We start from the raw sequence: 23728 nt of genomic DNA, 5'->3' as shown, positions 1-23728 counted from the left end.
TTCTCCGATTGTTTTAATCGTTTCAGGATTCATGATTTTAAATCTTTTTATACACTATTAACATTTTTTAACAAATTTTATTGTGTGGCTGTAAAAATTATTGCTATTAAGAATGATTCGGGATAAACCATTTTTATTTTCCATAAATTTGATTCCAGATCGTTTTATATAGCTTAATAACGAATTATAGTGTAATAGATAATGAGCCACTCCCACGATACTCACGATAGCTGCTGTAGCAGCAAAGCACATCCGGAACCCCAACATCAACATCATGACCATTCGCATGGCGATGGCGATGAACACGATCATGATCACGGTGGCGACCCATCTGCATTTCAAACTTACCTGCCGGCGATCGTTACCCTTGCGATGTTGCTGATTGGAATTGTATTCGATAATTTTTTTAAGGTACCCGCTTTTCAAACCATCAGGCCGTATTGGTACATCCTGGCTTATTTACCGGTTGGTTTGCCTGTTTTACGCGAAGTTTGGGAAACTTTTAAAGCTAAAGCCTTTTTTACCGAATTTTCTTTAATGTCTATCGCTACCATTGGCGCTTTTGCCATAGGCGAGTATCCTGAAGGGGTTGCCGTAATGCTTTTTTATACCATTGGTGAGCTTTTTCAAATGGCAGCTGTAAACCGGGCAAAAAGGAATATTTCGGCTTTGCTTGATGTTCGTGCTGATGTGGCACATGTGCTCAGAAATGGAAAATATGAAGATGTAAATCCTGAGAAAGTAGCCATTGGCGAAACCATACAAATTAAAGCCGGAGAAAAAATCCCTTTGGATGGCGAAATGCTCTCCGAAAAAAGTAGCTTCAATACTGCTGCATTGACCGGCGAGAGTAAACCTAAAACCATCAATAAAGGCGAAAGTGTTTTGGCTGGAATGCTTAACCTGGATAAGGTGATCGAAATAAAGGTTACCAAAGCTTTTTCCGACAGTGCTTTATCGCGCATACTGGAAATGGTACAAAATGCCACTGCGCGTAAAGCTAAAACCGAGCTTTTTATCCGCAGGTTTGCTAAAGTTTATACGCCCATTGTATTTTTCCTGGCCTTAGCATTGGTTACGCTGCCCATCTTGATTTTGGGTAGCGAATATCATTTTCAAACCTGGTTGTATCGCGGACTGGTTTTTCTGGTTATTTCCTGCCCCTGTGCCCTGGTTATCTCCATCCCATTGGGTTATTTCGGCGGTATTGGAACGGCATCAGCAAATGGTATTTTGTTTAAAGGGTCGAATTTTTTAGAATTGATTACCAAGCTCGATACCGTGGTGATGGATAAAACGGGAACACTTACCAAGGGTGTTTTTAATGTCCAGAAAATAGAAAGTACCATTAACGAAAAGGAATTTTTAGCCTATCTGACTGCTGTAGAAGCTAAATCAACCCATCCTATTGCCAAAGCTGTGGTGGAGTATGCCAATGGGGCAGAACTTCATCCCGCTACCGATCTCGAAGAAATTGCCGGGATGGGCCTGAAAGGTACAGTAAATGGCAAAACAATTTTAGCCGGAAATACCAGGCTTTTAGCAAAATTCAATATTCCTTTTGATCTGGATATACAAGATATAGAGGGAAGTATTGTGGTGGTGGCTATTGACGGAGAATATGCCGGTTACGTTTTAATTGCCGATGAGATTAAAGAAGACGCCGCTGCTGCCGTTAAACAATTGCACGAAAACGGCGTAAAACAGGTGGTAATGCTGAGTGGTGATAAAACTTCAATAGTTAAAAGAGTGGCCGGTCAATTGGGCATCGATCAATATTATGGCGATTTATTGCCTGAAGATAAGGTAGCCAACCTCGAAAAAATTAAAAGCGATAAAACCAAGGTCGTTGCTTTTGTAGGCGATGGCATTAACGATACGCCCGTGCTGGCCATTAGCGATATTGGTATTGCAATGGGAGCCATGGGGAGCGATGCAGCTATTGAAACTGCTGATGTGGTAATCCAGACTGATCAGCCTTCTAAAATTGCTACGGCCATTAAAATTGGTAAAGCCACCAAAAATGTGGTGATCCAGAATATTGCGCTGGCTTTTGCGGTTAAAGCTTTGGTTTTAATTTTGGGTGCGGGCGGGCTGGCAACGATGTGGGAAGCAGTTTTTGCAGATGTTGGGGTGGCTTTGCTGGCGATATTAAATGCTGTTCGGATTCAGAAGATGAAGTTTTAGTGCATATTGGTTTTTATCATTAAAGGATTAAGATAGTTAAGGAATTAATGAAGTTTTTAATGTACTTAACTTCTTAATGGTGAATAAAATGCAGGTTAGTTTTTATCATTAAGGGATTAAGATAGTTAAGAAATTAGATGAAGTTTTTAATGTACTTAACTTCTTAATGGTGAATAAAATATATGTTTAAAAACAATATGTAAATTGCTATAAAATTTAGTATATTTGGGTATGTCTGAATCTAAACCATATCCAATTCTTAGCGACGACGAACCTGTGCGTGCTTTTAATGATATAGACGGATCGTTAACCTATACTTATGCCAATTATTTGAATTGGCTCTTTCCGGAAAGAGTAGAGCTGGTTGAAGGTAAGGTTTTTAAAATGAGTCCGGCGCCATCAAGGGTGCATCAGGGTATTGTAGGTAATATTTTTTTAAAACTGGGTAATTTTTTAAATGACAAAACCTGTAAGGTGTATACGGCTCCTTTTGATGTACGTTTTCCAAAAGAGAGCAAGGCCGACAAAGATGTATACACTGTTTTGCAGCCAGATATTTGCGTAATTTGTGATAAAAGTAAGCTAGATGACCGTGGCTGCATAGGTGCACCTGATATTGTAGTGGAGATTTTATCACCAGGTAACACTAAAATGGAACTTCTGCATAAATACCGCATTTACGAAGCGTTTGGCGTAAAAGAATATTGGGTGGTAAGTCAGAGCGATCAAAGTATACTCGTTTATACCCTCCAGGATTATGGTAAATTCCAGCCATCTAAAATATTTACACTTAGCGAAAAAATAACTTCTTCGGTTTTGCCGGGCTTTGAACTTTTTTTGAACGATGTTTTCGAAGATTTAAGCTAATTACTGTTTCAATTCTGGGCGGCTGGCATTGTTTAAAAATACAATTGCGGTTAACACACAAATCAACACAAAGTTATACTCTACACCGTTTCTGCCTCCACCTACTACAAACCAGCCTTCTTTAAAGTGCACCATAATAATGCCCGTTATTAAAACAAAAATGCTGGCAAAACTGGCCAGACGGATGTATTTGTTAAACACCAGTAATATTGCGCAAAACACATGCGAGAGTTTAATACTCCAGGCAATAGCTACGCCAAAAGGAGCAAAGCCAACTTTGTTCAGGTATAAATTGCCGAAATCATTAATACCGCCATCAAACATGCCAAACACGCTGTGCGATAGTAAGATAATTGCTACAGCATAACGTAAAATGGCATAAGCTACTTTAGAATTGTTAGTATTCATGGTAATTTAAATGGTGTATTATACTAAAATACACTATTTATTTAGATTATTGTGGTATTAGCTGTTCCCATCTGGCATTGAATTAATATTATTCTTTTTGCCTTGAAACACGGAATTTGCAGATTAAAGGCGGTTTGTATTTAAAGCATCATTTATAAAAGCACGATCCTGTGTTTCTAAACCTGATGGGAGTGAGCATTCCGATTCTTCATCGGAATAAAACGGACAGCAGGACTGACTTTAAAATGAAATGCTGGACCTGCTTTTTAAAAAAAACAGGTATCTATATCTTTCATTCCTACTAATATGATGTTTAGCTGCTTAGTCTTTCAGCTTTCCGCTTGCCTGGCTTTGGGCTTTCAGCTTAATTAGCTATTTTTGGGCCTTTATAACAATTTTTCATGAGCATTTCCACCAAGTACAATCCTGCAGAAACAGAAGATAAATGGTATAGCTACTGGCTATCTAAAAAGTTTTTCCACTCAGAGCCTGATGAGCGCGAACCTTACACCATTGTAATTCCGCCACCAAACGTCACAGGGGTACTGCACATGGGGCACATGCTTAACAATACCATTCAGGATGTTTTGATCCGTAAGGCGCGTATGCAAGGTAAAAATGCCTGCTGGGTGCCCGGAACCGATCATGCTTCAATTGCAACTGAGGCTAAGGTTGTAGCCATGTTAAAAGAGCAGGGGATCAATAAAAAGGACCTTTCGCGTGAAGAGTTTTTAAAATATGCCTGGGAATGGAAAGAGAAATACGGCGGTATTATTTTAGAACAGTTAAAGAAACTGGGCGCCAGCTGCGATTGGGATCGCACACGTTTTACCATGGAGGAAGATCTTTCTGAAGCGGTTATCGATTCATTTATCCACCTGTACAAAAAAGGCTGGATTTATCGTGGTATCCGGATGGTAAACTGGGATCCCGCAGGTAAAACGGCTGTTTCTGATGAAGAGGTAATCCGTAAGGAAGTTAACCAGAAGTTATATTATATTAAGTACCTGATTTCGGGTACAACCGACCAGTTTTTAACGATTGCTACCACACGCCCTGAAACCATTATGGCAGATGCAGCGATCTGTATTAACCCGAACGACGAACGTTTTAGCCACTTAAAGGGCAAAAAAGTTTTCGTACCGCTGGTTAACCACGAAATTCCGGTTATTGAAGATGAGTATGTAGATATCGAATTTGGTACAGGTTGCTTAAAAGTTACCCCAGCACACGATTTGAACGATTATGAACTGGGTGTAAAACACAATTTACCGGTTACCGATATTTTAAATGATGATGGTACTTTAAATGAACTGGCCGTTATTTTGGTGGGCGAAGACCGCTTTGTTGCGCGTAAAAAGATTGCCAAAATGCTCGAAGAGGCGGGCCATTTAGAGAAAGTAGAAGATTATAAATCGCAGGTTGGCTTTTCTGAACGTACCGATGCGGCCATTGAACCTAAACTTTCGATGCAGTGGTTTGTGAAGATGAAAGAAATGGCACAGCCTGCTCTGGATGATGTATTGAACGGAGAGGTAAACCTGATTCCGAATAAATTTGAAAATACCTATCGCCACTGGATGGAAAATGTGCGCGACTGGAATATTTCGCGTCAGCTGTGGTGGGGCCAACGCATTCCGGCCTGGTACGATGATAAAGGAAACTGGGTGGTTGCCAAAACCAAAGACGAGGCTTTAGAAGAATTCTGGAAGAAAAAACATTTGGACGAAAGCTGTTCGGACGCTGAAAAAGCAGGTTTTAAACATCAGTTAGAGCCTTTTTTACGTCAGGATGAAGACGTAATGGATACCTGGTTTTCTTCTTGGTTGTGGCCAATTTCTGTTTTTGATGGTTTTAAAGATCCCAACAACAAGGATATTAACTATTACTACCCAACCAACGATCTGGTTACCGCACCTGAGATTTTATTCTTCTGGGTGGCGCGCATGATTATGGCGGGCCATGAGTTTATGGGCAAAAAACCATTTACCAATGTGTATTTAACCGGTATTGTACGCGATAAATTAGGCCGTAAAATGTCTAAATCGCTGGGTAACTCGCCAGATCCGATTGGATTGATTGAAAAATATGGTGCAGATGCGGTACGCGTAGGTATGCTGATGTCATCACCGGCAGGTAACGATTTAATGTTTGATGAAAGCTACTGTGAGCAGGGACGTAATTTTGCATCGAAAATATGGAATGCTTTCCGTTTGGTTAAAGGCTGGGAGGTAGATGCAAACTTAGCAAATCCAAATAAACAGGCTATTTCGTGGTTCGAAAACCGTTTTAATGCTGCACTGGTAGAAATTGAAGATAACTTTAAGCAATACCGTCTTTCGGAAGCTTTAATGACTACCTATAAACTGGTTTGGGACGATTTCTGTGCCTGGTATTTAGAAATGGTTAAGCCAGCTTACCAGCAGCCAATTGATGCAGAAAGTTACCAGGCCACTGTTAATTTCTTTGAGCAGATTATTAAACTGTTGCACCCGAACATGCCTTTCATTACGGAGGAATTGTGGCACGACGATTTGTTTGCTGCCCGTGGCGAAATGGACTGCTGCATTGTTGCCGAATTCCCGAAAGGAGGCAGTATTGATGAGCAATTGCTGAAAGATGCCGAGGTAATTAAAACTGTTGTTGCCGAAATCAGGAACGTACGCAACCAAAAACAAATCTCACCTAAAGAAGCTTTACCTTTAAGTTTGAAGGTAAATTCTGAGATCGATTATGAGAAATGGTTAAATATTGTTTTCAAACTGGCCAATGTATCAGAAGCCGAGATTGTGAACGACAAAATTGTAGGTGCTACCGCATTTATGGCCGGTAAAGATGAATTCTTTATCCCGTTAACCGAAAATGTAGATGTGGATGCAGAGCGTGAGCGTTTAAATGCTGATTTGGTTTATCTGCAAGGTTTCTTAAAATCGGTTGAGTCGAAATTGAATAACGAACGTTTTGTACAGAATGCCAAGCCAGAAATTATTGCCAACGAACGCAATAAAAAGGCTGATGCTGAAGCGAAAATCAAAATCATTGAAGAAAGTTTAGCGATTTTAGGATAATCATATCATCATTAACACCTGCAAGGTTTTTAAAACCTTGCAGGTATAATATCAAAAGTCTCTTAGCAACTGTTAAGAGACTTTTCTTTTTTAGCCCAACCCCAAATTATTATTTCAATCGTTTTCCTAAATAACAAGCTTGTTTAAATTTAATTAAAAAAGGCTTTAAAATAGCTTGTTGGATAAGTTTAGGGCCGATTAAGTGCTGCTGCGCCAAAAAATGGTTTCAAGAATAATACCTGCTGAGTTTTAGTGCAATTTATTTAAAATACTATTTTAGCTCAATCAATATGGTTTGATGAGCAACCATATTTATAAAATAACCAAATATGGAAAATTCCAGAAGGAAATTTATTAAACAATCTGCAATATTTGCTGCGGCAACCTATGCCGGTACAATTGGTATGAGCGCCAAAAGCTATGGCCGCATCATTGGGGCAAACGACAGGGTACGTGTAGGTGTGGTTGGTTTTTCTGATCGTTTCAGAGAAACCCTGTTGCCTTGTTTTATGAACCACCATAAAGAGCTGAATTTCGATATTGTTGGCCTTTCTGATTTATGGAATTACCGCAGGGATTTGGGTATTGCCCACCTTAAAGCAAAATTTGGTCACGATATTAAAGCCTGCCGCAACAACGATGAACTTTTTGCCACAAGAGATCTTGATGCCGTAATTATCAGTACGGCCGATTTTCAACATGCTTTACATACCATTGAGGCCGTTAAAGCCAATTGCGATGCCTACGTAGAAAAACCTTTTGCCGAAACGATGGATGATGCCAAAGCAGCATTTAAAGCGGTTAAAGCAAGCAAACAGATTGTACAGATTGGTTCGCAGCGAAGAAGTGGAGAAAACTACACCAATGCTGCAAAATTTATTCAGGATGGTAAATTCGGTCCTATAACGGCCGTAGATCTGGTTTGGAATGTAAATCAGCCGGGCAGGTGGCGCAGGCCCGATTTAGTGGCCAAGCTAAAAGAAGAAGATATCGATTGGAAGCGCTTTCTACTTAACCGTCCGGTTGAGGCTTTCGATCCAAGAAAATATTTAGAATACAGGTTGTTCTGGCCATATTCATCAGGCATGCCCGGGCAATGGATGAGCCACCAGATTGATACCGTACACTGGTTTACCAATTTAAAGCATCCGCGTAGTGTAGTGGCCAACGGAGGTATTTACACCTGGAAAGATGGCCGCAGAAACTGGGATTCGATGGTAGCTGTATTCGATTATGGCCAACCCGATACTACCGATGGTTTCCAGGTAACCTTTACCTCGCGCATGCAAAATAGCGTGGGCGATGTAGGCGAAGTATATTATTCGAACGGTGGCGAGCTTAACCTCATCACCAATAAAGTATCGCCAAAAGGCGGGTTGAAGGAAAAAGAGGCAGCAGCCATGGGCTTAAAAGCTAACCTTTTACCGGAGTTTGATTTGAGCAAAACCGAAATCAAAACCGCAACTGGCGCCAGTATGGGCGGCGATCCGTTAACCTCGGGCCACATGCGCAATTGGATGGAATGTGTGCGCAGCCGCAAAACACCTAATGCGCCGGTAGAAGCCGGTTATTCGCACTCCATTGCCAATATCATGACCAACGCTGCGGTAAGAACAGGTGCAAAAGCCACTTTCGATGAAAGCAAACAAGAAGTAATCGCAAACGGAAAAGTATTTAAATATTAATTATCCCTAAACCAATCATGTTAAAAATTAAAAAGTATAGCATTCTTGCTTTTTCCCTAATTAGTTTATCAGCTGCTGCTCAAAAAGCAAAACCCTTATTTGATGGTAAAACCCTAACCGGCTGGAAATCAGTGGCGGGTGTAGCGCCATACAAAGTTGAAGATGGAATGATTGTGGGTACCATGACCAAAGGCACACCGAACTCATTTCTGATTACCGAAAAAGAATACGGCAATTTCATTTTAGAACTGGATGTTAAACTTGAGGGCGAAAGTACCAATTCTGGTATCCAAACCCGTAGCCACATTAAACAGGAAGCCAATAACGGCAGAGGAATGGTTTTTGGCCGTCAGGTGGAGATAGATCCATCGGCAAGGGCCTGGAGTGGTGGTATTTATGATGAAGCCAGAAGAAGCTGGTTATACCCTTTAGAGTTAAATCCATCAGCAAAATCTTTGTATAAAAAGAACGAATTTAACCACTACAGAATCGAATGTATTGGGAATGAAACCAAAACCTGGTTAAACGGACAGCCCGTAGCCTATGTAATCGATACTTTAGATCAGTCAGGCTTTATTGGTTTGCAGGTACACGGTATTGGTAACAATACAGAAAACGATGGTAAGAAAGTTTATTTTAAAAACATCAATATCCAGACTGAAGGTCTGAAAGCCAAAGCTTTTCCACAAGGATTTTACGTAGTAAACTTAACCCCAAATGCCTTATCGCCTTTCGAGAAAGCCAATGGCTACAAACTGCTTTTTGATGGTAAAACCAACGCTGGCTGGATTGGTGCTTATAAAACTGCATTTCCAACTAAAGGATGGAAAATTGCCAATGGTACAATCAGTGTAGAGCCATCAGGCGGTGCCGAATCAACCAACGGTGGAGATATTGTAACCAAAGACGAGTACGCAGCTTTTGATTTGTCTTTCGAGTTTAAACTTACCCCTGGCGCCAATAGTGGTGTAAAATACTTTGTTACCTTAAGCGAGAAAAACACAGGTTCGGCCATTGGTTTAGAGTATCAGGTGCTGGATGATGTGCTTCACCCAGATGCGAAGTTAGGTCGCGATGGAAACCGTACACTTGCCTCGTTATACGATTTAATGACTGCTAAAAAAGAGTCGAGATATTTACGCCCGATAGGCAGCTGGAATAATGGCCGTTTGGTCGTATATCCGAATAATAAGGTAGAACACTATTTAAACGGAGTTAAAGTTTTGGAATATACCCGTGGTTCGGAAGAGTTTAGAAAACTAGTAGCGATTAGTAAATACAAAGACTGGAAAAACTTTGGCGAAGCGCCAAAAGGCCACATCTTGTTACAAGACCATGGCAATAAAGTAGATTTCAGGACTATTAAAATTAAAACATTAAAATAATCCTACTTAATTAAAAAAGTATACTGCGAAGTACAGGCTATCAATTGCTTTGTACTTCGCATTTATTGCATCAGGGCATTTGGTTTTAAACGTACGTTTACCATTTGCTCCTCTTGTAAAAAGTTGGTGAGCTCGGGCATTGCCCATTCACTTTTTACTACCTTTAAGAACGTAATTTTAAATCACACACAAAACAATTTAATATCATGCATCGTCGATCTTTTGTTAAGCATACCGCATTATTGGGCTCTGGTTTATTAGTAGGTAATGAGGTTTTTGCAGGCCTGTATGCCGATCAGGTTATCAATGTGGCCATGATTGGTTGTGGCGACAGGGGGAAGGGTGTGTTATCGGTTATTAAATCGATGCCTGCTAAATATAAAATTGTAGCCTATTGTGATTTGCTCGATTTTAGGCTTAAAGAAAGCGAAAAGTATGTGCCCGCCGGTGCAAAAGCCATTAAAGATTATCAAAAGGTTTTAGCTGATAAAAGTATCGATGCCGTTTTTATTGCCACGCCTTTAAGTGAGCATTTTAAAATTGCAAAAGACGCTGTGCTTGCCGGTAAACATGTGTATGTAGAAAAAACCATGACTTACAATATTGAGCAGGCCCTGGCCCTCAAAAAACTGGTTAAGCAACACCCTAAACAAGTATTTCAGGTGGGTTACCAATATCGCTATTCTCCTTTGTATTTTAAGGTGAAAGATATGATTCAAAGTGGTTATTTGGGTAAGGTTACGCAAATCGATTGCCGTTGGGACCGTAATGGTAACTGGCGTAGGGCAGTACCAGATCCGTCTTTAGAAAGGAAAATTAACTGGCGTATGTACAAGGAGTATTCGGGTGGCTTAGCTGCCGAATTGCTTTCGCACCAGATTGATTTTATTAACTGGGCTTTCGAAACCCAACCCGATGAAATTATGGGCTCGGGAGGAATAGATGTGTTTAAAGATGGCCGCGAAACTTACGATAATATTCAAGCGATTCTCCGCTATAATGAAAAAGGGATGATTGGTAATTTTGGTGCCACTTGCGGCAATGCGCACGATGGTTACCTGTTTAAAATAAAAGGTACCAAAGGTTCGGTATCGCTATTAACCAATACCGGCTTGTTCTATCCCGAAGAAACCACTAAAAAAGAACTGGGTATTGTAGATGGGGTAACCGGGGCAACAAAAATTGTGGTCAATAAAGATGGGGGCATCCCGATTCTGGATAAACCAACCATTGATGGAACCAATTATGCGCTCGATGAGTTTTATAAATCGATTACCACAGGCAAAGAACCGGCTTCTAATATCAATACCGGTACACAGGCTGCCATATGTGTAGGCATGTGTAATGAGGCTATTTACTCGGGCGAAAAACAGGTTTGGAAACCAACTTATAGTGTTTAGTAGGGGTGCGTTCCTAAGATGATCCTCTTAACAGATCGTCATTCCCGTGAAAACGGGAATCCTAAAGCGATGTGTTAGTCTAGCGCTAGTTATAAGGTTGAGATTCCCAGTCAAGCTGGGAATGACGATTTTCTATGGATGATTTTCTATTGGTGATTCGCTTGACATATCTTCCTTAGCAAATCCGTCATTCCCGTGAAAACGGGAATCCTAAAGCGATGTGTTAGTCTAGTTCTAGTTATAAGATTGAGATTCCCAGGCAAGCTGGGAATGACGATTTTCTATGGATGATTTTCTATAGATGACTCATTACGCTGATCCGTCATTCCCGTGGAAACGGGAATCCTAAAGCGAAGGAAAAGGATAGCCATAGCCCTGTAAACCCACCCTTTGAAAATAAAACTGTAACACAAATTTCACAAGAAATACCTATGTTTATTTAATGGAACGAGGTGGCTGGGTTTACATCATGACCAATGTGCACAATACCGTTTATTATATCGGTGTTACATCAGACCTATACTCGAGAGTTTTTGAACATAAAAACAAAGAATATCCAACTTCATTTACAGCTAAGTATAATTGTACAAAATTGGTTTACTTTGAATTCTATTTTGATATAGAAGAGGCAATTGCTGAAGAGAAAAGACTGAAAAAGTGGAATAGGCAGTGGAAAATCGAATTAATCAACTCAAAAAATCCAGATTGGTTGGACTTGTTCAATGAAGATTTGTAATCGTAAAGAGATATGCGTCCTTGGCTATAGCATTAAGATTCCCATCCGATAGCTATCGGATCAAGCTGGGAATGACGATTTTTTATGGATGATTTTCTATTGGTGATTCACTTGACATATCTTCCTTAGCAAATCGTCATTCCCGTGAAAACGGGAATCCTAAAGCGATGTGCAGTTATAGCTACAGCATTACGATTCCCAGTCAAGCTGGGAATGACGGTTTTTCTATAGATGATCCTCTTAACAGATCGTCATTCCCGTGAAAACGGGAATCCTAAAGCGATGTGCAGTTATAGCTAAAGCATTAAGATTCCCAGGCAAGCTGGGAATGACGGATTTTCTATGGATGATTTTCTATAGATGATCCTCTTAACAGATCGTCATTCCCGTGAAAACGGGAATCCTAAAGCGATGTGCAGTTATAGCTACAGCATTAAGATTCCCAGTCAAGCTAGGAATGACGGATTTTCTATACGCGGCCCAAACTACAACCCCAAATACTCAGGCATTTCCTCTATGAAGCTAAAACTTCCTTTCTCCAGATCCATTTTGGCATAAACGTGTTGCAAACCATTGGTGAGTACAATCCATTTGGCCTGATGGATGGAGTTGTATCTCGCAGCCTGGTCAAAAACCGATTGGGTAATTTTTACTTTTGGGGCTTTGCATTCAATTAACATTAGTTTCTCACCGGCAGTGTTGTATACTAAAATATCGCTCCGTTTCTGCAGTTGGTTTAATATCAAGCCTCCTTCAATCTGAATCAGCGTACGGGGAAATTTTTTCTCCGAAATCAGGTTCTGTATAAAATGCTGGCGCACCCATTCTTCAGGGGTAAGCACCAGGTGTTTCTTCCTCAACTCGTCGAAAATAAAAATCACATTATCCTTTCTTGTAATTTTAAAAGGATAAGGCGGTAGGTTAAGCGGGGTAGGGGTAAATGTTTCAGTTTTCAATTGGCAGTTTACAGTTTTCAGTTGGCAGTATTCAATTTACAGTTATCAGTTTGGGGTTTTCAGTTAACCAGTTTAAACAATTAACCACTTAAACAATTTCTAAAAAATATTCCTCGCCAGCCTGAAACCCAGATCTTCTATTTTAAATGATTTAGGGTGACTGCGCCTGCGGTTAGTGGCCATACAGCCTCTTTCCTCGTCGCTCCAGCCACCACCACGGATGATGCGGTAGGAGCCGTACACGGTTTCGTCATAAATGTCGGTACACCATTCCCAAACATTACCCAGCATATCATACAAGCCCCAGGCATTGGGCGCTTTGAGGCCTACCTGCCTGGTGGTTTTTTCAGCATTTTTTTTGTACCAGGCAATCTCGTCAAGCTCACCATACCTGATGCCAGTGCTACCTGCTTTACAGGCATATTCCCACTCGGCCTCTGTGGGCAGCCTAAAACCGTTGGCCAAAGGATTAAATATTACCTCATCAGCTTCCTTATCAAAAACATAACAAGGGTTTAGGTCATTTCTATCGGATAAGGCGTTACAAAAGGCCACGGCATCACGCCAGGTTACGGTTTCTACAGGGTGCTCGTCTCCTGCAAATGTACTGGGCCGCTTACCTGTTATCTCAAAATAAAGTGCTTGTGTAATACTGTATTTCGCTAAATAAAAAGGTTTTATTTCAACCGTCCAGCTTTGCTTAATCCTATCATCGCGCAACACTATTGTTCCCGCAGGTATTTCTACCATTTCAATAGCTGCAAGGTTAATGTCGTAAACCATTGTTTTTGTGCCTCATCAATTTATAAAGCCCAAAGTTAATATTATGTGCATAAACAAATCAGTTAATTTCTTTAATCGTTCAACCTAAATCGTAATTTTACCGGTCATGACTGCTGCCGAAATTATCAAAGATATTAAAGCCCGAAAATTCAAACCTGTGTATTTACTGCACGGCGAAGAATCATACTATATCGATCAGGTAACCGATTATATCGAAGATAAGCTGTTAAATGATGCTGAAAAGGGATTTAACCAAACCGTACTGTATGGTAAGGATACCGATATGGCAACGGTCCTGGGGGCTGCAAAGCGGTATCCTATGATGTCAGACTACCAGGTTGTTATTGTAAAGGAGGCTCAGGATTTAAAATGGGGCAAAGAAGATGGTGGCAGCAAAGAGGGCGAATTTGTACTTAATTATTTCGAAAAACCTTTGCCCAGTACCATTTTGGTCCTCGCCTATAAATATGCCAATTTCGATAAGCGTAAAAAGGTTTACAAAGCAATTAGCAAAAGCGGGTTAATTTTCCAGTCAGACCCGGTGCGCGATTACAAACTGGTGCCCTGGATTGAAGAGTTTATCAAAGAAAAAGGGTATAAGATCGATCAACAGGCTTCAGCCTTAATGGCCGAGTATCTGGGCACTGATTTATCTAAAATCGCCAACGAGATCGAAAAACTGATGCTCAATGTGCCTAAAGATCAAACCATCAATACCGATCTGGTACAAAAAAATATTGGCATCAGTAAAGAGTATAATGTTTTTGAACTGCAGAAAGCACTATCTATGCGCGATGTGTTGAAATGCAATAAAATCATCAATTATTTCGCCAGCAACCCCAAAGCAAACCCTACAGTAATGGTGCTGGCCAATTTAGGCGGCTATTTTACCAAGCTATTGAAATACCATTATGTGCCCAATAAGGCCGATGCGGCGTCAGCGCTGGGCGTACCACCATTTTTTATTAAAGATTACGAGGTAGCCGCCAGAAATTACAATACGGGTAAAGTTTTTCAGGTAATCAGTTTACTGCGCGAGTACGATTTAAAAAGCAAAGGATTAGACAGCACCGGCAATGTTGATGATGGCGAATTGCTGAAAGAGCTTGTTTTTAAAATCATACATTAATCTTTTATTCGCAAAAAGCAATTTTATATTAGCTGTCAAACGTTTGCGTAATTTTTAGGCGATTTTATTGTAATTAAATATCGGTATTTTAGGGATTGATACATTAAACACAAATGCTAATCAATTCTAAAAGAACCAAATGAAGACCAAAATTACGATCCTCTTACTGCTGCTCTGCTTTTCTTTTGCAGGTTACGCACAAAAGTTAAAACCTTACAACCTTTCCTTTCCTAAACTAGCCGATAAGTGGGATGAAGCCATGCCATTGGGGAATGGGATGCTGGGTGCATTAATATGGGAGAAAAACAATAAACTTCGTCTGTCTTTAGACCGTGCCGATTTATGGGATGAGCGTAAAGCCATGGATATTTCGAAATTCAACTTCAAGTGGGTTGAAGAGCAGGTGCATAAAAATAATTACGGCGCAGTGCAAAAACTGGGCGATGAACCTTACGACCGGAGTCCTTTTCCAACCAAACTTCCTGCTGCAGCCCTTGAATTTGATATGGCCAAACTGGGTAAGGTGGTTGCTAATGATCTCGATATCGAAACTGCTTTAAATACCGTTAAATTCGAGAATGGAACCGTTTTTAACTGCTACATTCATGCTACTGAGCAGCGTGGTTATTTCAGTTTCAGCGATTTAAAAGCGGCAGATCTTTTGCCATCCTTAATTGTGCACAATTACAGCAACAACCAAACCGAAAAAGGTGATAACAGCCATGCTGGCGTAGGTTTGCAAAAACTGGGTTATGGCAAAGGTACGGTGGTAAATACCCCGAATAGCGTACGTTACCATCAGCCAACTTACGAAGGGCATTATTTCGAAGTGCTGGTGCAATGGCAAAAAATTGGTAAGAACCAAATGATCGGTTCGTGGACCATTACCAGCGATAAAGCAGCGAGTTTACCTGCGATTTCTACAACAGCTAAAGAACCTACCGGCTGGATTGAACATACTGCCTGGTGGAAAAATTTCTGGAGCAAATCGAGTATTTCGGTGCCCGATGCCTCAATTCAGAAGCAATATTACCTCGAAATGTACAAACTGGGCAGTGTATCCAGAAAAGGTGCGCCAGCCATTACTTTACAAGCTGTTTGGACAGCTGACAACGGAAGTTTACCACCCTGGAAAGGCGATTTTCATAACGACCTGAATACTCAGCTAAGTTATTGGCCAACCTATACCGGTAACCGTTTGGCTGAAGGGGCTACCTTTACCGATTGGCTTTGGAAAATCAGAGACCGTAACCTGAGTTATACCAAACAGTATTTTGGCGTAGAAGGCCTGAATGTGCCTGGGGTTGTAACCCTAAATGGCGATCCTATGGGGGGCTGGATCCAATATTCGCTTTCGCCAACCGTTGGCGCCTGGGCTGCGCAGCACTTTTACTGGCAGTGGAAATACAGTATGGATGATACTTTTCTGAAAACAAGGGCCTATCCATATATTCATGATGTTGCAACTTATCTGGAAAACATTACCCGTTTAAAAGATGGTGTGCGTAAACTGCCCTTAAGCTCTAGTCCTGAGTATAACGATAACAGCATTAAAGCCTGGTTTTTAGAGTGGACTAATTTTGATTTATCGCTAACCAAGTTTCTCTTTAAGGCAGCTGCCGAAGTGAGCCTGGCCAATGGTAAAGCAGAAGAGCGCAAACACTGGTTAACTATTTTGAGTCAGTTGCCCGAATATGAAGTAAACGAAACCGGCTTTACCATTGCACCTGGTGCCAATTTAACCAGCTCGCACAGGCACATGTCGCAATACATGGCCATTTATCCGCTCGATTTGCTCGATGCCAACAAAGAACAAGATAAAACAGTAATCGATAACTCACTAAAGCGAATAGAAGAAATGGGTACGAGAGCCTGGTGCGGCTATTCTTTTAGCTGGATGGCTTCGTTATACGCCAGGGCTTACCAGGCTGATAAAGCTGTAAAACAACTCGAAATTTTTGCCAGTAATTTCTGCTCGGCAAACAGTTTCCACTTAAATGGCGATCAAAAAGGTGGACAATATTCAGGTTTCACTTACCGTCCGTTTACGCTCGAAGGCAACTTTGCTTTTGCACAAGGCGTGCAGGAACTGTTGGTGCAAAGCAGAAACAATTATATTCAGGTTTTTCCGGCTGTACCACAAAGCTGGGCCAATGTTTCTTTTAAAGATTTACGAACAGAAGGAGCCTTTTTGGTAAGCGCCAACAAAGAAAATGGTGTGCCCGCAAAAGTAAAAATCTATGCCGAAAAAGGTGGTTTGCTGCGTGTTAAGCTCCCTTTTAAAACCTATGTGGCCAAAGATGTACCTGCGGGTAGCGTAAAAATGGGGGATGATGGTATTGCAGAAATAAAACTGAAACCAAAGCAGACTGTGACTTTTGAGAATGGTTATGAATAAAATTTTAGATAATCGTCATTCCCAGCTTGACTGGGAATCTTAATGCTTTGGCCAAGCTTGTATATGTATAATCCTAGTGGTTCGTGTCCTCACGAACCACTACCAAACCTTACTTCCAATCCACAACCTTAATCTCATCTCCAATACGGATAGTACCTAATGCCTGTGGAAGAAGATTTTGACCAAACATAATTTTTTTGTTCACGGTACGGTAGCTCGCCAGGGTACGCAAAGGTTCCTGGCCTTTTTCGCCGGTTTGCTGGTCGATGGTAATCAGTACGCAGCGTGCACAGGGCTTTACCGCCGAGAATAGGATATCGCCGATATAAAAGGTTTTAAAATGATCTTCTTCATGCGGCTCACCACCGGTAAAGACAAAGTTGGGCCGAAACCTATCCATCAATACCGGTTCCTGCAATTTTTCGTTAAGCCCGTTTAAAGCCGATTGGCCAATCAACAGACAGGGATAACCATCGGCAAAGCTTACAATTTCGTCATTAGTGGCATAATCCCGGTCAACGAAACGCTTTTCAGCTAAAGGCATTTTGACCAGTTTTACTTGAAATTTCAGGTAGGCCGAAAACCAGTTGCTCACTTCAGGGTTTACTTCTACTCCCGTTGCGGTATCGTTCCAGATGGTTACCGGTACCGCTATTCCCGTATCTTCATCCAAGCCAAAAGAAGTGTATTGCGCTGGCGTTAGTTTATGGGTTACGGTAAGTTTTCCATCAGCAATACTTACCTGTAAAAGGGCCAGTTCAAAATGTTTGCGTTGGGTAATAAAAGTACCGTTTTCATCAACAAGCATCCACCTCCGGTCATATTTAAGGCCTTTTTCTTCTAATTCGGCTTCATTAAGGCTAAAGCCACCCAACGATTTAATGGGGTATACATAGATCTCGGAAAGGGAAAACTTATTCATGCTTTAAAGGTAAAAAACAAACAGGTAATTATTGCAGATGATGGCACATAACATCACAAATGCATAACGAATGAGCTTTTTCAGTCTTTTGCCTAGTTTTTAATGTAATGACTGGGCGTAATGCCATAAACCTTTTTAAACTCGCGGCTAAAATATTTCACATCATTAAAGCCCACTTGTATGGCAACAGCAAGAATAGAAGTTTCACCTTGCTGGAGCAGTGTTACCGCATGTTTTAAACGCTGCGTTTTAATAAACTCATTTAAAGAAAGATCGGTAAGGGCGCTGAATTTTTTATATAGTACCGATTTACTCATCCCTATCTCTAAAGTTAATGCCGCAATATCGAAATCGGCATTGGCTAAATTTTCTTCAATAATGAGCTGTAGCTTCGACAATAGTTTTTCGTCGGCAGAAGCATTTGGCTGCTGGGTAATTGCCGGTAATTGCAGCTGTTCGCTGTATTTTTTTTGCATAGCCCTTTTTAAGGCCAGCATATTTTGAATGTTAAGCTGAAGAATTTTATGACTAAAGGGTTTAGTTACATACACATCGGCACCATGCTGTAAACCCTCTATCTCGTGCACCTGTGCCGATTTAGCCGTAAGTAGGATAACCGGAATATGAGAAGTACGCACATCCGTTTTAAGTTTTTTGCAAAGGGTCAAACCATCCATTACCGGCATCATAATATCGCTGATAATCAAATCGGGAAGGGTAGTACTGGCAATTTCCCAGCCCTGTAAACCGTTTTCGCTCACCTGCACATCGTAATCATTAGCTAACGACTGCTTCATGAACTCTCTCAATTCCCTGTTGTCTTCTACAATCAGTACAGTAGCTTTGTTTTGGTTAGGCGTTGCTGCGGTTTGGTTAAGCGGACTTTCGGTAATATAGGCTGGTACATGCTCCAGCTGGTAGGCTTCTGATACTGTTGGCTCGCTGGCGAAAGTTTCGGTTAAATGGCTGTTGCCCAGTTGCAGCAATACTTTAAAAGCAGTAAAGCCACTTTGGTTTGCAGTGGCTTGCCGGCTGCTAACCTTAACCTCTCCTTTGTGCAGTTCTACCAGTTTCTTAGAAAGCGCCAAACCAATGCCTGTACCCATGCTTTGGTCTTCCTGATAAAAGTTTTTGAAAATATCGTCGATATTATACAGGGCAATGCCCTTTCCATTATCGTTCACCGTAACGCATACCTGCTCAGGTCTATTTTGCTCAATTACGAGGCTAATTTCGCCGTTGGCAGGTGTAAATTTAAAGGCATTTGATAACAGGTTGAAGAACACTTTCTCCATTTGGTTCCTGTCGAAATAAACAGGTATGGTTTCTTGTGTTGTTTTAAAAGTATAAGTGATGCTTTTGGACTCTGCCAGATGCCTGAAATTTTCGAACACCTCGTTTAAGAAAGCTACGAGATCCGATTCAGTAAAGTATAAACGTAGATTTTCAGAATCGGCTTTTCTGAAATCGAGCAGCTCGTTAACCAGGCGGTACAAACGACTGGTATTGTTTTTAATGGTTAAGGCATATTGGTGTACAATGGCATTGTCGGTTGTAAGCTCTTCGAGTTTCTCCAGCGGACCTAAAATAAGCGTAAGCGGGGTACGTATTTCATGCGATATATTGGTGAAGAAATCCAGTTTCATCTGGTAGTTGTTCTTCTGGTGCTCGGCTTCAATGTGTTCAAGATAGAGCTCCTGTTTAAGTTTGGCCTTCGCCCTGAAGAATTTAATAATGTAGGCTACGATAAAGTAAAGGGCTATGGCATAGATTAAGTAAGCCCAGATGGTTTTCCATACCGGAGGTAAAACTTTGATGGTAACCGATTTAATTTCCTTACTCCAAACCCCGTCGTTATTGGTGGCTTTGATCTGAAAGGTATAGGTTCCGGCCGATAAATTGGTGTAAGTTGCGGTAGGCACCTCAACATAATTCCAGTTGGTTTCAAAACCTTCCAGCCTGTAAGCGTATTTGTTTTTGTTTGATTTAATAAAGTTTAACGCCGAAAACTCTAAGGTGAAATTGTTCTGCAGGTGGTTAAAAGTAATGTTTTCGCTCAGGTTAATGCCTTCACTCAGCAGTTTGGTATCATCATTAATTTTAACAGGATTATTAAAAAGCTTTAAATTCGACAATACCACCTTCGGAGCTGTATTGTTTTTTTCGATTTTCTGCGGATCGAAAGTAACCAAACCATTAAAGGTGCCAAAAAACAAGTCTCCATTTTCGGCTTTATAAAAAGAACTCGTGTTAAACTGATTATCGGGCAAGCCATCCAGCATATTAAAACTCCTGAACAGGCGGGTTTTGCGATCGTATTTTACCAGGCCGTTATCCGTACCAATCCATAAATTTTTCTGCTCGTCTTCTACCAGGCTTAAAATGTTATCGCTGGGCAGGTTGTTTTTAGCATTAAACAGCTCGAAGGTACTATTGCGCTGATGCAATAAAACCAGGCCCTTGTGGTAAGTGCCCAGCCAGATATTACCTTCACTATCTTGCTGAATGCAATTGATATTGGATTTAAATGCCTGACCAGATTGATCTTTAAATGTTTCGAAACCTACTTTTAAATCCGGTTTAAGCGTATATAAGCCAGCGGGGGTGCCCACCCAGATTTTGTTCTGCCGATCCTGAAACAGCGCAGTTATCTTTTTGTTAAAGATAGTGTTGCTACCCGCTATAGTAAACAGTTTAAAATTTTTGGTTACTGGATCGAAAAGGTTTAATCCCTCATCAGTACCAATCAATAACTGCTGCTCACGGCTTACCAATACGCAATTTACATTGTCTGCAGCAATATTGTCGCGATTACTGCCCGTTCCGTTCCTTTTGTACACCTTAAAATTCCCGGTCTTGGGGTCGTAGTAACTTATGCCGCCAACTGATGTTCCGATGAGCAGGTTCTGGTTTTGATCTGTTGCAATAGCTTTAACCAAATTTGAGCTTAGGCTGTTGGGATTAGCCGGCGAATTTTTATAACTGATAAACTGATTGCTGAGCCTGTTAAAATAGTTTAAACCGCCCGCTTCGGTACCTATCCACAGGTTGTGTTGCTTATCTTCAACTATGGCACTTACAATACTGCTGCTGATGCTGTGGGGTGAGAGGTTGTTCTGATAACTTTTAAAGGGAGTATTAACCGCATATACCACATTTACACCGCCAAAAAAAGTGCCTATCCAAACCGAACCGTCTTTATCCTGAAAGAGCTCATGGATGGAGTTTTGACTTAAACTGTTGGCATCTGTAACGTCGTGCTGATAATGCTGGAAAGTAAATGAATCGGGATCGCCAATAGAAAGGCCATCCTGTGTGCCAATCCACATCATACCGTTTTTAACTGCAATGATTTTGCGGATGTTATTGTTCACCAGGTTTTGTTTACCCGGACCATTTTTGGCGATGTGTGTAATCTGTTTTGTACTTACATTCAGCACCTGTACGCCATTACTTTTGGTACCAAACCACAAATTGGAGTGTTTATCTGCTGCAATACTTTTTACCTGATTACCATAAAGTACATTAAAGGCTTCCTCCCGGTGAAGCACGATCTGTAGCTTTTTGTGGTTAAAGAAAAGCTCATACAAACCCTCTGATGTGCCCACCCAAATGTGTTGCTGCCGGTCTTCAAATATTTCGCTAACCTCACAATTGCCTTTGCCCAGCTGAATGGAAATTACCTTTTTGCTGTTGGCGGCTATAAATTTTAATCCTGTTGTTGTGGCTATCCAAACCTGTTTTTGTTTATCTTCTACCACTTTGGTTATACCCTGTGCGATGGGTATAATGTGTTCGAACGATTCGTTAACGGGATTGTAAAGGTCTACACCGCTGTTTACCACCCACATTTTTTGATCGGCCCTGATTTTTAAACTTTTAATGAAGTCGTTAGAAGAGATGGATGTTGCATTTTGCGGGTCGTTTTTAAAAATCCTGAAATTCCTTCCGTCAAAGCGGTTTAAACCATATTTAGTGCCCAGCCAGATATAACCGGTAGTATCCTGGGTGATCGATAATACAGAATTATTAGATAACCCATCGTTAATGTTTAAATGGTTAAAAATAAGCTGACCATTTTGTGCATAGCCCGGTGTTGCATTGATAAAAATGCAGCAAAGCCATATCCATAACAATGAAAAACGAAAAGTCTTCAAATATTTTGAGTTAATTCTGGTTTTATTTGGTTGCAATAGCTAAACGGATAGCTAATCAGGCATTTGTGCTTAATATCTAACCGGGATGAGCAGCTGGTTGCCTAAGCCATTTATACTCAAAAATAGGAATGAAAAGGAAATATTTCCCCTTTTTAAGGAAAAAAATTACCCTTTAATTGGCAGAACTACGGCAATTTCGAATCAGTCAAACCGGTAGAGGTGATGCTGTTCATCAGCTATATCATGTTTACCGGAGTTTAGACAGCTAATAAATCAGATTAACCTGAGTACTAACCAAATCTAAAATGATAAAGAAAAAATTACTGACTGCCGTTGCTATTTTTACTACGTTAACGGGTTTAACCAACATCAGCCGGGCGCAAAGCGAAACAAAATTTATACAAGACAATCTGGCCTTATGCCAAAAGCAGGTAAAGGCAATGCTGGCCAGCAAAGATCTTGCGGCTAATACTTTTCCGCAAACAATTAAAGATGGAAAGCTGCGCAGCGGTACTTTGTACGAGTGGACTACCGGTTTCTTTCCAGGTAACCTGTGGTATGCTTATGAGGCCGGTAAGGATGCAGGTTTGAAGGCTCAAGCCATCCAGTGGACAGAAAAGTTAGCCCCGCTACAAACCTTTACCGAGCACCACGACCTGGGCTTTATGATGTACTGCAGTTATGGCAATGCTTACCGCCTTACCCAAAACGAAAGTTACAAGCAGGTTTTAATTAACTCGGCCAAAGCATTAAGCACCCGTTTTAACCCGGTTACCGGCTGCATCAAATCGTGGAATGTATTTAAATCGTGGCATGGTAAAGAAAGCTACAGCTATCCGGTAATTATCGATAACATGATCAACCTCGAGTTGTTGTTCTTCGCCTCAAAAGTATCGGGCGATACCAGTTTCAGGCACATAGCCGTTACGCACGCCCTCACTACAATGAAAAATCATTTCAGGCCGGATAACAGTTCGTACCATGTAGTTTGTTATGACGATAAAACAGGGAAGGTGCTGGCGCGTGAAACTGCACAAGGCTATGCCGATAACTCTACCTGGGCCCGCGGGCAAGCCTGGTCAATTTACGGTTATACCATGACCTACCGCGAAACCAAAGATCCGCGCTTTTTAAAAATGGCGCAAGGTTTAGCCAACTACTATATCGATAGCAAAAACCTGCCTGCTGATTTTATTCCCTACTGGGATTTTAACGCCAACCAGGCTGGCTATACGCCGGGGGTAAATTCTAATGCCAATAAAATTAACGTAAAATACCGCGATGCTTCAGCTGCTGCGGTTACCGCATCGGCTTTGCTAGAATTGAGCACCTATACCACAGGCCAAACGGCTAAAAAATATAAAGATGCAGCCGTAAAAATGCTGCACTCGCTGGCCTCACTGGAGTATTTTGCTGCAACAGGAAGTAATGCTGATTTCATTTTGAAACACAGTGTAGGTTCAATTCCGCACAACAGCCAGATAGATGTACCTTTGGTATACGCCGACTATTATTTTATGGAGGCATTGCTCAGATACCAGAAACTAAATGCCGGTTTAAAACTATATTAAGCCAGATAAATTAAAGGTGAAAAGGATAATTTTCACCTTTAAAAGGAAAAAAATCCCCCTTAAATTTACGCCCGGG

General features: G+C 41.0%; 15 protein-coding genes. 10 read left to right on the top strand and 5 right to left on the bottom strand.

Features of this window, described 5'->3' with window-relative positions; all coding sequences use genetic code 11:
- Window positions 1-201 precede the first annotated feature (201 nt).
- Window positions 202-2187, top strand: coding sequence for a heavy metal translocating P-type ATPase (locus OC25_RS20150; protein WP_039479857.1), 1986 nt, complete (start codon window positions 202-204; stop codon window positions 2185-2187).
- Between the two features lie 231 nt (window positions 2188-2418).
- Window positions 2419-3054 carry a Uma2 family endonuclease gene (locus OC25_RS20145; RefSeq protein WP_039479854.1) on the top strand — a complete coding sequence of 212 codons (636 nt, stop codon included), beginning with the start codon at window positions 2419-2421 and terminating at the stop codon, window positions 3052-3054.
- Here the strand turns inward: OC25_RS20145 and OC25_RS20140 are convergent, their stop codons facing one another.
- Window positions 3055-3462 carry a DoxX family protein gene (locus OC25_RS20140; protein ID WP_039479853.1) on the bottom strand — a complete coding sequence of 136 codons (408 nt, stop codon included), beginning with the start codon at window positions 3460-3462 and terminating at the stop codon, window positions 3055-3057. It lies immediately after the preceding gene.
- A 401-nt stretch (window positions 3463-3863) separates the two neighbouring features.
- On the opposite strand from OC25_RS20140, the gene OC25_RS20135 reads away from it, so the two are divergent.
- From OC25_RS20135 to OC25_RS20115, 5 genes are all read left to right on the top strand, one after another.
- Window positions 3864-6530, top strand: coding sequence for a valine--tRNA ligase (locus OC25_RS20135; RefSeq protein WP_039479850.1), 2667 nt, complete (start codon window positions 3864-3866; stop codon window positions 6528-6530).
- A gap of 329 nt (window positions 6531-6859) precedes the next feature.
- Complete coding sequence (locus OC25_RS20130) at window positions 6860-8215, top strand: Gfo/Idh/MocA family protein (RefSeq protein ID WP_039479848.1); 1356 nt, start codon at window positions 6860-6862, stop codon at window positions 8213-8215.
- A gap of 17 nt (window positions 8216-8232) precedes the next feature.
- Window positions 8233-9600, top strand: coding sequence for a 3-keto-disaccharide hydrolase (locus OC25_RS20125; protein ID WP_039479846.1), 1368 nt, complete (start codon window positions 8233-8235; stop codon window positions 9598-9600).
- A gap of 206 nt (window positions 9601-9806) precedes the next feature.
- Window positions 9807-11000 (top strand): Gfo/Idh/MocA family protein, encoded by a 1194-nt coding sequence (locus OC25_RS20120; protein ID WP_039479844.1) that lies wholly within the window; start codon window positions 9807-9809, stop codon window positions 10998-11000.
- Window positions 11001-11442: 442 nt separating this feature from the next.
- Window positions 11443-11736 carry a GIY-YIG nuclease family protein gene (locus OC25_RS20115; RefSeq protein WP_039479842.1) on the top strand — a complete coding sequence of 98 codons (294 nt, stop codon included), beginning with the start codon at window positions 11443-11445 and terminating at the stop codon, window positions 11734-11736.
- Between the two features lie 485 nt (window positions 11737-12221).
- Here the strand turns inward: OC25_RS20115 and OC25_RS20110 are convergent, their stop codons facing one another.
- Both OC25_RS20110 and OC25_RS20105 read right to left on the bottom strand, forming a co-directional pair.
- The gene (locus tag OC25_RS20110; RefSeq protein WP_039479840.1) at window positions 12222-12692 is read right to left on the bottom strand and encodes a type I restriction enzyme HsdR N-terminal domain-containing protein; all 471 of its coding nucleotides are present in this window, start codon (window positions 12690-12692) and stop codon (window positions 12222-12224) included.
- 99 nt (window positions 12693-12791) lie between these two features.
- Window positions 12792-13475, bottom strand: a complete 684-nt coding sequence (locus tag OC25_RS20105; protein WP_039479838.1) for a formylglycine-generating enzyme family protein — start codon at window positions 13473-13475, stop codon at window positions 12792-12794.
- 106 nt (window positions 13476-13581) lie between these two features.
- Between OC25_RS20105 and holA the strand changes: the two genes are divergently transcribed.
- Window positions 13582-14604, top strand: coding sequence for a DNA polymerase III subunit delta (holA, locus tag OC25_RS20100; protein WP_039479836.1), 1023 nt, complete (start codon window positions 13582-13584; stop codon window positions 14602-14604).
- Window positions 14605-14743: 139 nt separating this feature from the next.
- On the top strand, window positions 14744-17002 hold the full coding sequence (locus tag OC25_RS20095) for a glycosyl hydrolase family 95 catalytic domain-containing protein (RefSeq protein ID WP_039479834.1): 2259 nt from the start codon (window positions 14744-14746) through the stop codon (window positions 17000-17002).
- Between the two features lie 109 nt (window positions 17003-17111).
- Here OC25_RS20095 and OC25_RS20090 read toward each other — a convergent pair whose 3' ends face one another.
- Window positions 17112-17924 carry an MOSC domain-containing protein gene (locus OC25_RS20090; RefSeq protein WP_039479831.1) on the bottom strand — a complete coding sequence of 271 codons (813 nt, stop codon included), beginning with the start codon at window positions 17922-17924 and terminating at the stop codon, window positions 17112-17114.
- Window positions 17925-18016: 92 nt separating this feature from the next.
- The gene (locus tag OC25_RS20085) at window positions 18017-22081 is read right to left on the bottom strand and encodes a hybrid sensor histidine kinase/response regulator transcription factor (RefSeq protein WP_167335419.1); all 4065 of its coding nucleotides are present in this window, start codon (window positions 22079-22081) and stop codon (window positions 18017-18019) included.
- Between the two features lie 305 nt (window positions 22082-22386).
- Between OC25_RS20085 and OC25_RS20080 the strand changes: the two genes are divergently transcribed.
- Window positions 22387-23652, top strand: a complete 1266-nt coding sequence (locus tag OC25_RS20080; RefSeq protein ID WP_082018666.1) for a glycoside hydrolase family 88 protein — start codon at window positions 22387-22389, stop codon at window positions 23650-23652.
- The last annotated feature ends 76 nt before the right edge of the window (window positions 23653-23728 follow it).

Source organism: Pedobacter kyungheensis, from assembly GCF_000812965.1.
GTDB lineage: Bacteria > Bacteroidota > Bacteroidia > Sphingobacteriales > Sphingobacteriaceae > Pedobacter > Pedobacter kyungheensis.
The sequence above is the reverse complement of the archived record's forward strand: the minus strand, read 5'-3'. Positions and strand labels throughout refer to the sequence as shown.